At 41.7% G+C, this 13,228-nt stretch carries 17 protein-coding genes; 13 read left to right on the forward strand and 4 right to left on the reverse strand.

The window, feature by feature from the left end; translation table 11 throughout:
- Positions 1-121: 121 nt before the first annotated feature.
- The 13 genes from PSV17_RS01310 to PSV17_RS01370 all read left to right on the forward strand — a co-directional run bounded on the left by PSV17_RS01310 (position 122) and on the right by PSV17_RS01370 (position 6,369).
- A complete protein-coding gene (locus PSV17_RS01310) occupies positions 122-577 on the forward strand; it encodes a hypothetical protein (protein ID WP_300478796.1) in 456 nt (151 codons plus the stop codon).
- A 219-nt stretch (positions 578-796) separates the two neighbouring features.
- Positions 797-1,114, forward strand: a complete 318-nt coding sequence (locus PSV17_RS01315; protein WP_300478799.1) for a BON domain-containing protein — start codon at positions 797-799, stop codon at positions 1,112-1,114.
- A gap of 42 nt (positions 1,115-1,156) precedes the next feature.
- On the forward strand, positions 1,157-1,294 hold the full coding sequence (locus PSV17_RS01320; protein WP_300478802.1) for a lmo0937 family membrane protein: 138 nt from the start codon (positions 1,157-1,159) through the stop codon (positions 1,292-1,294).
- A 58-nt stretch (positions 1,295-1,352) separates the two neighbouring features.
- Positions 1,353-1,565 (forward strand): hypothetical protein, encoded by a 213-nt coding sequence (locus tag PSV17_RS01325; protein WP_300478805.1) that lies wholly within the window; start codon positions 1,353-1,355, stop codon positions 1,563-1,565.
- Positions 1,566-1,650: 85 nt separating this feature from the next.
- Positions 1,651-1,965 carry a DUF883 family protein gene (locus PSV17_RS01330; RefSeq protein ID WP_300478807.1) on the forward strand — a complete coding sequence of 105 codons (315 nt, stop codon included), beginning with the start codon at positions 1,651-1,653 and terminating at the stop codon, positions 1,963-1,965.
- Between the two features lie 9 nt (positions 1,966-1,974).
- Positions 1,975-2,376, forward strand: a complete 402-nt coding sequence (locus PSV17_RS01335) for a phage holin family protein (protein ID WP_300478809.1) — start codon at positions 1,975-1,977, stop codon at positions 2,374-2,376.
- The gene (locus PSV17_RS01340; RefSeq protein ID WP_300478810.1) at positions 2,377-2,655 is read left to right on the forward strand and encodes a YqjK-like family protein; all 279 of its coding nucleotides are present in this window, start codon (positions 2,377-2,379) and stop codon (positions 2,653-2,655) included.
- Between the two features lie 186 nt (positions 2,656-2,841).
- Positions 2,842-3,090 carry a CsbD family protein gene (locus tag PSV17_RS01345; protein ID WP_300478812.1) on the forward strand — a complete coding sequence of 83 codons (249 nt, stop codon included), beginning with the start codon at positions 2,842-2,844 and terminating at the stop codon, positions 3,088-3,090.
- A 2-nt stretch (positions 3,091-3,092) separates the two neighbouring features.
- Positions 3,093-3,548 (forward strand): hypothetical protein, encoded by a 456-nt coding sequence (locus PSV17_RS01350; protein WP_300478814.1) that lies wholly within the window; start codon positions 3,093-3,095, stop codon positions 3,546-3,548.
- 84 nt (positions 3,549-3,632) lie between these two features.
- Entirely contained in the window at positions 3,633-4,220 is a 588-nt protein-coding gene (locus PSV17_RS01355; protein WP_300478817.1) for a ferritin-like domain-containing protein, read from the forward strand.
- Positions 4,221-4,517: 297 nt separating this feature from the next.
- On the forward strand, positions 4,518-4,787 hold the full coding sequence (locus PSV17_RS01360) for a hypothetical protein (protein ID WP_300478820.1): 270 nt from the start codon (positions 4,518-4,520) through the stop codon (positions 4,785-4,787).
- Between the two features lie 54 nt (positions 4,788-4,841).
- Positions 4,842-4,994: a DUF3309 family protein gene (locus PSV17_RS01365; RefSeq protein WP_366910267.1), complete on the forward strand. Its 153-nt coding sequence runs from the start codon at positions 4,842-4,844 to the stop codon at positions 4,992-4,994.
- 13 nt (positions 4,995-5,007) lie between these two features.
- The gene (locus tag PSV17_RS01370; RefSeq protein WP_300478824.1) at positions 5,008-6,369 is read left to right on the forward strand and encodes a sorbosone dehydrogenase family protein; all 1,362 of its coding nucleotides are present in this window, start codon (positions 5,008-5,010) and stop codon (positions 6,367-6,369) included.
- A 48-nt stretch (positions 6,370-6,417) separates the two neighbouring features.
- Here PSV17_RS01370 and PSV17_RS01375 read toward each other — a convergent pair whose 3' ends face one another.
- The 4 genes from PSV17_RS01375 to PSV17_RS01390 all read right to left on the reverse strand — a co-directional run bounded on the left by PSV17_RS01375 (position 6,418) and on the right by PSV17_RS01390 (position 13,216).
- A complete protein-coding gene (locus PSV17_RS01375) occupies positions 6,418-8,844 on the reverse strand; it encodes a heavy metal translocating P-type ATPase (RefSeq protein ID WP_300478827.1) in 2,427 nt (808 codons plus the stop codon).
- A gap of 79 nt (positions 8,845-8,923) precedes the next feature.
- Positions 8,924-9,691 (reverse strand): Crp/Fnr family transcriptional regulator, encoded by a 768-nt coding sequence (locus tag PSV17_RS01380; protein WP_300478830.1) that lies wholly within the window; start codon positions 9,689-9,691, stop codon positions 8,924-8,926.
- A 2-nt stretch (positions 9,692-9,693) separates the two neighbouring features.
- Complete coding sequence (locus tag PSV17_RS01385) at positions 9,694-10,569, reverse strand: response regulator (protein WP_366910265.1); 876 nt, start codon at positions 10,567-10,569, stop codon at positions 9,694-9,696.
- 25 nt (positions 10,570-10,594) lie between these two features.
- Positions 10,595-13,216, reverse strand: coding sequence for a PAS domain S-box protein (locus PSV17_RS01390; RefSeq protein WP_300478833.1), 2,622 nt, complete (start codon positions 13,214-13,216; stop codon positions 10,595-10,597).
- Positions 13,217-13,228 lie beyond the last annotated feature (12 nt).

Here is a 13,228-nt window from a genome sequence, read left to right on the forward strand (position 1 = left end):
CACAAAGATTGATAACCTTAAGCTGATTTATTAATCGTATTAACTTAACAGTAGGCCCGATAGCCTATTAACAGACCTAACCTAACAAAAAGTTTTAATTTTTATAAACTAGGAGTTTTAAATGAAGCGTTTAATCATTGCTGCCGCTGTAGTGGTAGCCACACTAAGTACCTCACTAATAAGTCCAACCGTATTTGCTGCCGATGTAGGCGTTTCAGTGAGCATTGGTCAACCAGGTTTTTATGGCCGACTAGATATTGGCGGATTTCCACAACCCCAATTAATATACCGTCAACCCAGAATGGTCGAACGAGTATATATTGAGCGTGAACCCATTTACATGCGTGTTCCACCTGGACATGCCAAGAATTGGCGGAAACATTGTGGTCAATATAATGCATGTGGCGAGCGCGTATATTTTGTGCAGGATAATTGGTATAGCAATGAATATGCGCCACGTTACCAAGAGCAGCACTCTAACGGCCGAGGCGGTCATGGTGATGATCGCCATGAAAATCGCGGTAACGACAAACATGGTGAAAAACATGGCAAAGGAAATGGCAACAATAAACATTAGTTATTTGTCATAGTTTTCTTAGCTTCAACCCATATCTCCGCTCATGCGGAGATTTTTTTATCTCAGCATATTTCACCCTTCAACCAAAGAATCTGCATATGTACGTTAGCGCACAGATTCACAGTTAAATGTATTGCATGATGATCCTACATTGCTAATTAAGCTTTTTGTTAAACAGTAATAATTTCAAATAACAGATTTTTATCAAGGAGAATTCTAATGAAACAATTTAAATACTTATCAATTATCGTGATGGCAGCTCTATTTACCGCAATGATAGGTTGTGCTTCATCTTCAACACGTGAAGGCACAGGAGAATATATTGATGACAGTGTCATTACTACCAAAGTAAAAGCAGCTGTATTAAATGAGCCAACACTTAAATCTTCAGAAATTAATGTAGAAACCTTCAAAGGTGTAGTGCAGTTAAGTGGGTTTGTAAATTCAGAGGCCGATATCAAGAAAGCTGCAGAAGTAGCACGTAGCGTTAAAGGTGTCACTTCAGTTAAAAATGATATGCGTCTAAAAACAAATTAATTTATTTGATTTAATCCTCACTTCTAAAAGGGAGTATCAAAAATGATTGAAACAATCGCAATTATCTTAATCGTGCTTTGGTTGCTTGGCCTAGTATCTTCTTATACCTTAGGCGGATTCATTCACATTCTTTTGGTCATTGCGATTGTAATGATACTTTTACGTTTCATAAAGCGATAGTAAAAAAGAAGTAATACGAAACAATCAAGCAAGCAAGCTTACATTTGGAGAAAATAAAATGAATGCAATCAAAATGTTGGCTGTGGTATTAATTATTGCTGGTGGATTGGCCTTAGCGTATGGTGGATTTAGCTACACTAAAGAAACCCATCAAACTAAAATTGGGCCAATTGAACTTTCAGTAAAAGACACAGAGCGAGTTAATGTCCCTCTTTGGGCTGGCGTTTCAGCAATAGCTCTAGGATTAGTATTGCTTGTAATACGCAAGTAATACTTTAGATTTCATCAAATAGTTTTAAAAGAAAAAGTAGTCGATATTTTTTATAGTTTTATTAATTTCTTAATTGGAGAAAAACATGGAAACAGTAACTGATCAATATAACCAAAATCAATTAGTTAACGAATTTAAAGCAGTAGTCGCTGATGCAGAAGCTTTACTAAAAGCAACCGCAAACATTGGTGACGATAAGCTAGCTGAATTACGCGTTAAAGCCGAAGAAACTCTTCGCAATGCTAAACAACGAATGATGGAAATTCAAAGTGACTTAGTTGCTAATACGAAAGCTGCAGCACAAGCTACCGATGAATACGTTCATGAAAATCCATGGCGTTCAATTGGTCTTGCGACTAGTTTAGGCGTTGTGATAGGTTTGCTAATTAGCCGCCGCTAATTTCAAATCATGGAAAATAAAACGTCCACAAATAGCACTATAAGAAGTCAGGGCTTATTTCAATCAATAAAAGCTCTGACTTCTACATTAGTGTCGATCGCTCACAACCGTCTAGAGCTTCTTTCCACTGACTTAGAAGAGGCAAAAGAGCAGTTGATAAGAATGCTAGTACTAGCACTTGTGTCGCTGTTTAGTATTTTCATAGCTGCGGTACTTATCACAATCACAATAGTCATCGCATTTTGGGATACTCATCGAATGCTGGCTCTTTTTTCAGCAACTGGCTTCTTTATTATTGTAGCCATTGCCACTTGCATAACGATTATTCGGGAAGCAAAAAAAGCACCAAAAATGTTTTTGGCAAGCCTTATTGAGCTAATTAAAGACAGAACTCATTTTGATCAACATTAAATGAATGATACCTTTAAAAATAGAGTACAAAAACGTCAGCATTTAGTTGCTGAAGCAGCTCTGCAAAGACTGCAACTATCACAGCAGGCGGAAATTTTGCGCAAACCATTAGCGCTGGTTGATAACGGTTTGAATATAGCCCGCTATATAAAACATCACCCAATATTATTAGCTAGTAGTGCAACCATACTTACTATTGCCAATAAAAGTAAGGCTGCAAAATGGGTTAAACGCGGCTGGCTAACTTGGCAGTTAACGAAAAGAATCATAAATAAATAGGCCAATACTTTAACTTGGTTTATGAAAATATTATCTACTACCTACTTTTGTGTGTGGTAACAGACAGACCCATTGAATCAGTCACGGTAACCTAACATTAAAGTAACAAACATTAAATCTATGGTTATCCACTCAGCATTAATGATTGTTATTGGTCTATCCATACTTTATATCAAAGGAATAAAAATGAACTGGAATCAAATAGAAGGTAATTGGAAACAATTAAAAGGCAATGTTAAACAACAATGGGGCAAATTGACTGATGATCAAATTGATGTGATCGCAGGTAAACGCGAACAACTTGCAGGCAAAATCCAAGAAGTCTATGGTAAAGCGCAGGATGAAGTGGAAAAAGAATTAACTGACTGGCAAAACCAGCAAAAAGAAAATGAGTATCGTGCTAACGACATTACTCAAGAACCTAAAGGTCATTAGCCATGAACAATCCTACTTTTAAAGAAATTGAACATAAAGTGAATTTGATTTTATGTTTGGTCGCTTTAGCAATTGCTTTAGGCTTAGCTTTCAGCTCTTTTGCAAGTGCAGAAAGTAAGGTTAAAAATGAATTTAAAATTCTAAAGAATGATATTGAAGGTGAATTCAAAGCTGCTAAATCAAGCGTCGATACATTTATCAGTACTGCAGTTAATAAATACATTATTACTGCAAAAACGCTTGAACATGCTGCACCATCAAAGACAACCGCATTACAAACCATAACACGAGAAAATAATGTTCCAGCTAAGATGGTTGGCGAAGCTAAGGCTAAGTCAGATTCTCGTGCTAATTCAACCGATTTACAAAGTAAGAAAAATAATAAAATAAAGCAAATCAATACCATGCCGGTGATGGATGAACTTGCACCAGCGTTTAAAAAAACACGTTTTATTTAGAGTTATGGTCAAAACCTTAACTCAAATACAAAAGCAATTCACATATAAGTTGCACTTCATACACAAGTTAGAGAGTAATAGACAATGACACAATTACTAGATAATAATTTTGTAAATCGCGCAGCAGATTTAACTATGCTATCCGATATTCAGACTTTACGCGCACGCGCACGCCAAGACATTGAAGAAGGGGCTGTTACCGCAGGCTACGCCGCGGATAGAGAAGTTGTGATTAAACTACTCAATGAGGCACTTGCTACAGAATTAGTGTGTGTATTACGCTATAAACGCCACTACTTTATGGCAAAAGGTATTAATTCAGAGTCTGTCAAAGCTGAGTTTCTAGAACATGCTAAAGAAGAAATGGCGCATGCAGATCAATTAGCCAAGCGTATAACTGAGCTAGGCGGGGAACCGGATTTTTCACCCGATGGCTTAAGTCAACGAAGCCATGCCGAATATATAGCGGGGGAAACGCTCAATGAAATGATTAAAGAAGACTTAATCGCAGAGCGTATTGCCATTGAAAGCTATCGTGAAATGATTGCTTATTTGGCTGATAATGATTCAACTACACAGAAGCTGTTAAAAGAAATTTTAGCTGTGGAAGAAGAACACGCTGAAGATCTTGCTTCTATACTGGGCAACTTGAATCAAACCTATCCAATTTAGCAATTAATTGCCCTCTTTATGAGGCCGCATTAATGACATAGAGGTTTAGCTTTCAATGGGCTAAACCTCTTTTACTTTAAGTTCCAGTATTCAAACTTCACTTACCATCTATTGAAGTATTAGAAATACTGGAATGGCGACAGATTTTCAGAATTAAGGAGCTGTGTGTGACACCGTACAGAACTAATCAGCAAGTCAAGTTATCCTGAATTTGTAACGAAAATTCTGAGTCAAAAGCTTAGCCAAATTGTTGCTCATAAGTGAGCAGCCATAATTCTAAAATCAAAGGGATACATCATGAATAATTCAATTTTAATGACTGCATTGGTTGCCGCACTTTTATTAAGTGCCTGCGATAAAACGCCAGTGGTAGTAAATGTTCCACCAGAAACTGTTGTAGTGCCTGGCCCTGCTGGTCCAGCCGGTGAGACAGGTGAAAAAGGTGACATGGGCAATGCTGGTGTACCAGGCAATGAAGGCGTACAAGGTCAACCTGGTGAGACTGGCGATACTACAGTTATCATTACTCCGCCAGAAGCTCCTACAGAACCTTCTGCACCTAATTAATTTAACCAGCTAGACTAATTTATTCAGCTAGCTATTTAGGAGGTCATTATGTCAATAGGCACCATATTATTGATTATTCTAGTATTAATGCTCATAGGCGCCATTCCAAGTTGGTCTCACAGTAAAAGCTGGGGCTATGGCCCAAGTGGCGGGATTGGTTTAATCGTGGTGATTCTGCTTGTGTTACTCTTGTTAGGTAAAATATAGCGGGATAGATTCAATGTATGTTTTAAAATATCAAAATAAGGCAAGAATAAGTCAGCAGTGGTTAACTCTACTGCTGATTGGCTTTTTATTTACAACGCTAACAGCTTGCAGAGCGACAGCTCAAAGCCCGCCATCCATAGGTATAGGTGCAAATCCCGACTTACCAGCACCACAACTAGCATTAATTCCTACAGTCAATATTGCCCCCGCGATTGGTTGGCCTGCCGATACTACACCTACCCCAGCAAACGATTTAACTGTAAGGCCTTTCGCGCGTGACTTAAATCACCCACGGTGGCTTTATGTATTGCCCAATGGTGATGTGTTAGTTGCTGAGACCAATGCACCAGCAAAACCTGAGGACAATAAAGGCATTAAAGCCAAAATCAAAGGTATGGCGATGAAGCGTGCTGGTGCAGGTGTATCTAGCGCAAATCAGATTAGCATTTTGCGGGACACTAATGGCGACGGCAAAGCAGACGTACGCTCTGTATTGTTAGAAGACTTGAATGCTCCCTTTGGCATGTCACTTATTGGAAATAAGCTCTATATTGCTAATTCAGACGCTATTCTGATGTTTCCTTATACTAAGGGAGAATTAAAGATTAGCGCTCCTGCAACTAAATTAATTGACCTTCCGGCAGGCTTATTGAATCACCATTGGACTAAAAACATCATCGCCAGTAAAGATGGTTCGAAGTTATACGTGACGATTGGTTCAAATAGCAATGTGGCAGAAAATGGCTTAGAAGCAGAAAAAGACAGAGCCGCGATTTGGGAGGTAGAAATTAAAACTGGTAAGCTTCGTATATTCGCTTCAGGTTTACGTAACCCGAATGGGTTGGCTTGGGAACCTGAAAGCAACAAACTTTGGACTGTAGTTAACGAACGCGATGAGCTCGGTAATGATCTTGTGCCTGATTACTTAACTTCTGTACAAGATGGTGGCTTTTATGGCTGGCCCTATAGCTACTTTGGGCAACATGTGGACGAACGTGTAAAGCCCCAGCAACCCGCTTTGGTTGCTAAAGCCATTGTCCCAGACTATGCATTAGGTGCACATACAGCCTCGCTTGGCTTAACCTCTTCACGAGGCAGCAGTTTGCCTGAACGTTTTAAGAATGGCATGTTTATAGGTCAGCATGGTTCTTGGAATCGAAAACCTGCCAGTGGCTACAAAGTTATTTTTGTCCCTTTTAAAGATGGAAAACCTGTAGGGTTACCTTTAAACGTATTAACAGGGTTTCTAAGTGAATCAGGCAAGGCCTATGGTCGACCAGTAGGTGTGGCTTTAGATAAAGAAGGCGCGTTACTCGTGGCTGATGATGTAGGCAATATCGTCTGGCGTGTCAGCGCCAATATTGATAAACGGTAAATTAGTGTATGTGGATTGGTTTCAATCAAGTCTTAAGACTCTCATAATTTAAGATTTTCTTAGTCGAAGTGCATTAGTAATCACCGATACTGAACTTAAACTCATGGCAAGCGCTGCAATCATGGGCGAAAGCAACCAACCAGTGAAGGGGTATAACACCCCTGCGGCTAATGGCACACCTAGCGAGTTATAAATAAAAGCAAAACCTAGATTTTGTTTCATGTTAGCAATCGTCTGTTCAGAGATTACTCTTGCTAAAGCGATACCTCGCAGATCACCTTTTACTAATGTGACTTGGGCGCTGTTCATGGCTACATCAGTGCCAGTCCCCATAGCAATACCGATATCCGCTTTAGCTAAGGCTGGCGCATCATTAATACCATCACCTGCCATGGCTACCACGCGCCCTTCCCTTTGCAATTTACTCACTAAAGCTAGTTTATCGGCAGGTTTAACTTCGCCATGAACCTCCTCTATACCTAAAGTTGCCGCCACTGCTCGCGCAGTCGTTAGTCCATCGCCTGTTGCCATAATCACACGAATCCCTGCCGATTTCAGTGTATTTAACGCATCTTGGGTATTTGCTTTAATAGGATCTGACACTGCGAGCAAACCAGCCGCCTGTCCATTAACAGCCAATAACATCACGCTGGTACCCACACTTCGCAGTGTTTCTGCATCTGTCTTTAAAGTTTCAACATCCACTGTTAATTGAGACATGAGTGCGTTATTGCCTAAAGCTAAATGTTTGCCATCAACTACTCCACTAACGCCAATACCTGTAATGGATTCAAAATTGTCAACCTTGCTGAGTTCTAATTTACGTTCTTTCGCTGCCTGTACAATCGCGTCAGCCAGCGGATGCTCACTACCTTGATCCAAGCTTGCGGCAAGACGCAACACTTCGTCTTCACTATACCCATTACAGGCTATTACTTTATTCATACTCGGCTTGCCTTCGGTCAAGGTGCCTGTTTTATCAACAATTAAGGTATCAACCTTACGAAAGTTTTCAATAGCGGCGGCATCACGAAACAAAATTCCTTGCGTCGCCGCTTTGCCAGTGGCGACCATAATAGACATTGGCGTAGCAAGACCTAAAGCACAAGGACAGGCAATGATGAGTACCGCAACGGCGTTAATAAGCCCGTAAACCCAACTTGATGCATTGTTAATTTGTGGCCCAAATAATCCCCAGCCAAAGAAAGTTAGAATTGCAACACTCACTACGGCAATCACAAAATAGCCAGCCACTAGGTCTGCCATACGTTGCATTGGCGCTCTGGAGCGCTGTGCTTGAATCACCATTTGTACAATACTCGCAAGCACTGTCTGTGAACCCACTTTTTCAGTGCGCATGACAATGGCACCAGTAGTATTCATCGTCGCGCCAATCAGTTTATCGCCAATGCGTTTAGTCACTGGCAATGGCTCACCTGTAAGCATGGATTCGTCCACTGCACTGCCACCTTCAAGTACAACGCCATCCACTGGTACCTTTTCACCAGGGCGCACACGTAAAGTATCACCAACATGCACATGGGTAAGGGCTATATCTTCCTCACTACCATCGGCATTAATTCTTCTAGCCGTTTTTGGCGCTAACCCCAGTAAAGACTTAATCGCTGCCGAAGTCTGCGATCGGGCTTTAAGCTCAAGAACCTGACCTAGTAAGGTGAGCGAAATAATAACGGCAGCAGCTTCAAAATACACTGACACTCTCCCCATGCTCATAAATGATATTGGGAAAATTTGCGGAGCTAATGTGGCTACTACACTGTAAATAAAGGCGGCTGCAGTCCCTAGTCCAATCAGCGTCCACATATTAGGGCTGCGGTTAATAATCGATTGCACACCACGCTCAAAGAAAGGCCAACCAGCCCATAAAACAATTGGCAATGTGAGCAGCATTTCAATCCAACTTTGTGTTGCCATTTCAAACCAATTTAAACGATGACCCACCATGGCAAGAATAGTAACAATGAGGGTTAGCGGTAAAGTCCAGATAAATCGCCTTTTGAAATCTATTAACTCAGGACTCTCACCCTCATCGATAGTTGGCATTTCTGGCTCCAGTGCCATGCCACATTTAGGGCAAATACCTGGAAGGTTTTGCTGCACTTCTGGATGCATTGGGCAGGTATAAATCACATGCGTACTATTGAATGCAATTAAATGTTCTGCTGATACTTCATCATCCATCTTTGCCGATGACGTTTGAGAACTGCCCTCATATTTAGCAGGTTCAGCGGAAAACTTTGTTTTACACCCAGCACTACAAAAATAAACTGGGTGACCTTCATGTTCGATTACATGAGGAGATTCCTCAGTAACGGTCATCCCACACACAGGGTCTTTCAAAGGTTGATTGGTTTTAATAGCGTTGATTTTATTTGCATGCGAAGAACAACAAGCGGGTGTTTTTATGAGTTCTTCATTCACTTGACTTAAATGACTGGGTTCTGAATTTCTCATGGCATTTTGTCCTCAGTTTCAGATGCTCAAATATTAGCTTTATATTTTAAATTCAATGAAAAAAATAGAATTTATTAAGCTAACTTCGCTGTCGATAACTGTCTGGCAATAAGCGATTCATTTCTTTTTTGACAACGGCGTAACACTCGCAAACCCGCTTTTCCAGCCCAACTCTATCCACAACAGAAATATGCCCACGACGATAGTTAATAATCCCCGCTCTTTGCAAGTTGCCTGCCGCTTCGGTGATGCCTTCCCGGCGAACACCTAGCATGCCAGCTACCCATTCTTGAGTAATAATTAAATCGCTAGTCGGCATGCGGTCTAAAGTGAGTAAAAGCCAGCGACATAGCTGTTGCTCAACTGAATGGTGTCGATTACACGCGGCGGTTTGTGACATCTGTGTCATTAATGCTTGGGTGTAACGCAATAATAACTTTTGCAACAAGCCGCTTCGATCAAACTCGCGCTTTAAGATTTGGCGTTCTAGACGGTAAGCCTGACCCGCTGTCTGCACCACAGCTGAACTTGAGGTAGTGTCACCACCCATAAAGAGCGAAATACCCACCATGCCTTCATTACTGACACCCGCAGATTCGGCCGATGAACCAGACTCCATGACGTAGTGCAGAGAAACAATCGAAGTGGTTGGGAAATAGGCATATTGCATCTGTTCACTGGGTTCATAAATCATTTCACCCAGCGGCATGGCGATGAGCTCTAAATGTGGTGTTAAAAATTCGAGTTCAGCTGGAGGTAATGCCGCTAGTAGATGATTTAGATTAGTATTGGAATCGCACAGCGGTGACTCATTAGTTTTTTTCTTTTGATAATAAGCTGTAGACATGTTTAGTTAGCCTCATTTTTTAAATGAATTGCCCCTAATAGTTCTACTCCTATGCCACGGTAGCCAACAAATCGGCAGTGTCCGTCAAACATAGGTTCGCCACTCACTTGATATCTTTTTTGACTGCCATCTGTATCGTTGCGGTGAAAGATGAAATCTAAAAATGGTTGTCTAGCAGCGATTATTGATTGTAAGTTTTTACGCTCAACTTCATCCCAACCGGTTGATTGGGAGTTGCTTGTTTCATCATCTTTAGATTGTTCAATATGGATAGTCCCTATTGAATTGCCAATCTTGACCCCGAGCATATCACTAACTGGTCCATAAATCTTGGTAAAGTTCATATTTTCATCCTGCTCCCAATACCAGTCTGAGGCTAGTTCAGTCAGGCTTCGATAGCGCGCTTCGCTCTCACGTAGCTCAGCGGTACGTTCCAATACAGTGTTTTCAAGCACCTTGTTGTAGTTCTCAAGTTTTTTATAAAGCAGACGTACTTCCAGCATGTTATGGATACGCGTTTTTACTTCAACTAAATCAAAGGGTTTGCTAATAAAGTCTTTTGCCCCAGCTTGCAAAGCGCGTAGTTTGTGATTTGGTTGCGCGGTAAGCACTAGCACGGGCAGGTAAGCATCCTCCTGATTGACTTTAAGCGCGTTCATCACCTCGAAGCCATCCATAACCGGCATTTGCAAATCAAGCAAAATCAGGTCGTAACGATTCATCAGATGCATCTCAAATACATTTTCAGGATTTGTAGTGGCGGTTACCGAGGTGTAGCCTGCTTCTGAGAGTACTTGCTCTAATAAGCTAATGTTGGCTTCCTGATCATCTACAATCAGTATGTTAGCGTCAAGAATTTCTCGTTCAATCATCATCATGCTTATTCCTTTTTGACTTCTTTATTCAGACCTGCGCTTGCTTTGTTTTTGCAAACTTCAGTGCTAAATCCATTGTTTCCATGAACTCTTTCACATTAATCGGCTTAGTCAGGTAGCGATAGAATCCGGCATCCAGACCTTTTTCTATATCACGCGGCATGGCATTAGCACTAAGTGCGACCACTGGAATATGTGAGGTAAGCGGATCATCCGAGAGCATCTCAAAAGCATCAAATCCGCTAAAGCCTGGCAAGTTAATATCCATTAAAATGACATCTGGCAACTCCTCTCGAGCCAGCTTGATACCATGAATGGCGTTGTTTGCGCTAAATAAACGAATGTCAGGTCGCCGTGCAATGATGTCTTCAACCAACATGAGGTTTGCTGGATTGTCTTCTACGTAAAGTAACTTATACAAGAGCCCATCGCGATGAGGCTGTTGCTGTGTTGGCAGCTTCAGCTGATATTGAGTATCTAGCTCTGATTGACTGGTTTGTTCTAGCTCAATCCAAAACGTGCTACCTTCACCGACAACACTTTCTACACCAATCTTACCTTGCATTAAATCAATCAAGCGCTTGCAGACCACCAAACCAATGCCCGTACCCTCTTCCTTAGCATTCTGACCAAGTCGATTAAATGGCTGGAAAAGCTGTGTAAGCTCTTCGCTCGTCAGGCCTGCACCAGTATCTTGCACGCTGATGCGCACAGTATCATTAGGCGTTATGCTGCATTCTACTGTTACAGTGCCATTTATCTTATTGTATTTAATGGCGTTAGAAAGCAAATTAATTACGATTTGCTTAACCCGTGTACGATCACATTTCACCCAATAGGGAAACTCACGGCGCGTAAATATAACTTTAATATCTCGACTTTGTGCCTGCGGTTCTATCATGGCTTCGCACTCGTGCATAACATTAGCCAGCAATACTGGCTCTAAGGACAATGCTAACTTGCCAGACTCAATTAACGCTAGATCCAGTATTTCGTTAATTAACTCCAGCAAATACCAACCTGCCTTCAGAATCTGGTCTATACTTTTTTTCTGTGAAGTGGTCGGTGCCGGTGTGCCAGATTCTATTAACTGCGCAAAGCCAAGTATGGCACCTAGTGGAGTACGTAGCTCATGACTCATGCTCGATAGAAAATCAGACTTAGCTAAATTGGCTTTTTCTGCAACAAAAGTAGCGCGCTCAAGCTCAACATTCTTAAGCTGTAGCGCTTCATTTAGCGCTGTTCTCTCGGCTTCAATCTGTTTACGTGCCGTATTATCCGTGCCGATGAGTAAATAACCAATAATTGCACTTTGCGCATCGCGCAACGCGGTAATCGACACCACCGCTGGAAAGCGGCTGCCATCCTTACGGATATAGGTCAGTTCGTAAATATCCTCAATTCCACGCGAAGCCTTAAACACTAGCGCCTCAAACCCTGGTGTAATTGCAGTTGCCAACTCAATACTTAATGTTTTAGCACGCGCAATCACCTCTTCAGGATCCGAAATCTCGGCGGGCGTAATTTTATTCATGACTTCATCGGCGGTATAACCTAGCATGCGCTCCGCACCTACGTTAAAAATCTGAATCACACCTTTGGCATCGGTTGCAATGCTAGAGAAGTTTTCACTGTTAAAAATGGCGCTTTGCAATGCGCCCGCCTTAAGTAAAGCCTCCTCTGCTATCCTACGTGCGCTAATGTCTCGCAAGATACAAGTAAAGTAGCGCTCACCACCAAGCCACATCTCACTGACGGCAATTTCCAACGGAAACGGCTTGTTATCTTTGCGCCAACCGATGACTTCATGACCTAAACCCACCGCGAGTGCTTCATCACTAGGGCTGTAATGTTTAAGTGAGCTATTGCGTTGCTCTTGATCAAGCTCGGGAATAAGTACACTGAAATTCAAACCTGCGAGCTCTACCGCGCTAAAACCAAACATTTTTTGAGCTCTAGGGTTAACTGTTTCAATGGTGCCATTGCTGGCATGGAGCGTAATAATGCCGTCGGCAACGGTATTTAAAATGGTTTGAATAAGTGCGGTATTGTCACGCAAGGCTTGCTGAACAGCATACTCCTCACTCACATTCCGGAATACCAACACTGTCCCAACTACTTGACCTTCGCGGTCTCGAATTGGTGCGCAGCTATCTGCAATATCACACTCACTTCCATTGCGCGCAATCAATACAGTGTGGTTAGCCAGACCCTGCACTGTGCCGTGAGCTAAAGTTTCCATTACTGGGATAACCGCCGCCACTCGCGTTTCTTTATTAATGATGGGGAAAATGTCGGCTATGGGTCTCCCAGCCGCTTCTGCTAATGTCCAACCAGTGAGCTTTTCGGCAAGCGGATTCAATAAAGTGACGCATGCATCAGCATCCGTAGTGATGACGGCGTCGCCAATCGAGTTGAGAGTAACCGTGAGCTTTTCCTCGCTATCTTGTAACGTGGCATTCAATTGACGTAGTTGATTATTAGTACGCTCTTGAATCTTTAAAAGATGCTGAGTTTCTAAATGAACTAGATTTCGGAGTTTTTGTTGTGATTGACGATAGAATAAGTAAGCGAAAGCCACCGAAATAACAACCAATAAAAAAACAAATTGAGGCTGATTGATTTTGGATAAAATATTGGTAACTAGCATTGGACGGCTAAT

The sequence above is a fragment of the Methylotenera sp. genome (genome assembly GCF_029946165.1).
In the GTDB taxonomy this organism is placed as follows: domain Bacteria; phylum Pseudomonadota; class Gammaproteobacteria; order Burkholderiales; family Methylophilaceae; genus Methylotenera.

Bases quoted from the DNA above. Each gene is read 5' to 3' on its own strand.
- PSV17_RS01350 (WP_300478814.1), top strand. From the start codon at position 3,093: ATGAACAATCCTACTTTTAAAGAAATTGAACATAAAGTGAATTTGATT.
- PSV17_RS01340 (WP_300478810.1), top strand. From the start codon at position 2,377: ATGAATGATACCTTTAAAAATAGAGTACAAAAACGTCAGCATTTAGTT.
- PSV17_RS01375 (WP_300478827.1), bottom strand. From the start codon at position 8,844: ATGAGAAATTCAGAACCCAGTCATTTAAGTCAAGTGAATGAAGAACTC.
- PSV17_RS01310 (WP_300478796.1), top strand. From the start codon at position 122: ATGAAGCGTTTAATCATTGCTGCCGCTGTAGTGGTAGCCACACTAAGT.
- PSV17_RS01325 (WP_300478805.1), top strand. From the start codon at position 1,353: ATGAATGCAATCAAAATGTTGGCTGTGGTATTAATTATTGCTGGTGGA.
- PSV17_RS01320 (WP_300478802.1), top strand. From the start codon at position 1,157: ATGATTGAAACAATCGCAATTATCTTAATCGTGCTTTGGTTGCTTGGC.
- PSV17_RS01390 (WP_300478833.1), bottom strand. From the start codon at position 13,216: ATGCTAGTTACCAATATTTTATCCAAAATCAATCAGCCTCAATTTGTT.
- PSV17_RS01355 (WP_300478817.1), top strand. From the start codon at position 3,633: ATGACACAATTACTAGATAATAATTTTGTAAATCGCGCAGCAGATTTA.
- PSV17_RS01385 (WP_366910265.1), bottom strand. From the start codon at position 10,569: ATGATGATGATTGAACGAGAAATTCTTGACGCTAACATACTGATTGTA.
- PSV17_RS01330 (WP_300478807.1), top strand. From the start codon at position 1,651: ATGGAAACAGTAACTGATCAATATAACCAAAATCAATTAGTTAACGAA.
- PSV17_RS01345 (WP_300478812.1), top strand. From the start codon at position 2,842: ATGAACTGGAATCAAATAGAAGGTAATTGGAAACAATTAAAAGGCAAT.
- PSV17_RS01380 (WP_300478830.1), bottom strand. From the start codon at position 9,691: ATGTCTACAGCTTATTATCAAAAGAAAAAAACTAATGAGTCACCGCTG.
- PSV17_RS01370 (WP_300478824.1), top strand. From the start codon at position 5,008: ATGTATGTTTTAAAATATCAAAATAAGGCAAGAATAAGTCAGCAGTGG.
- PSV17_RS01335 (WP_300478809.1), top strand. From the start codon at position 1,975: ATGGAAAATAAAACGTCCACAAATAGCACTATAAGAAGTCAGGGCTTA.
- PSV17_RS01315 (WP_300478799.1), top strand. From the start codon at position 797: ATGAAACAATTTAAATACTTATCAATTATCGTGATGGCAGCTCTATTT.
- PSV17_RS01360 (WP_300478820.1), top strand. From the start codon at position 4,518: ATGAATAATTCAATTTTAATGACTGCATTGGTTGCCGCACTTTTATTA.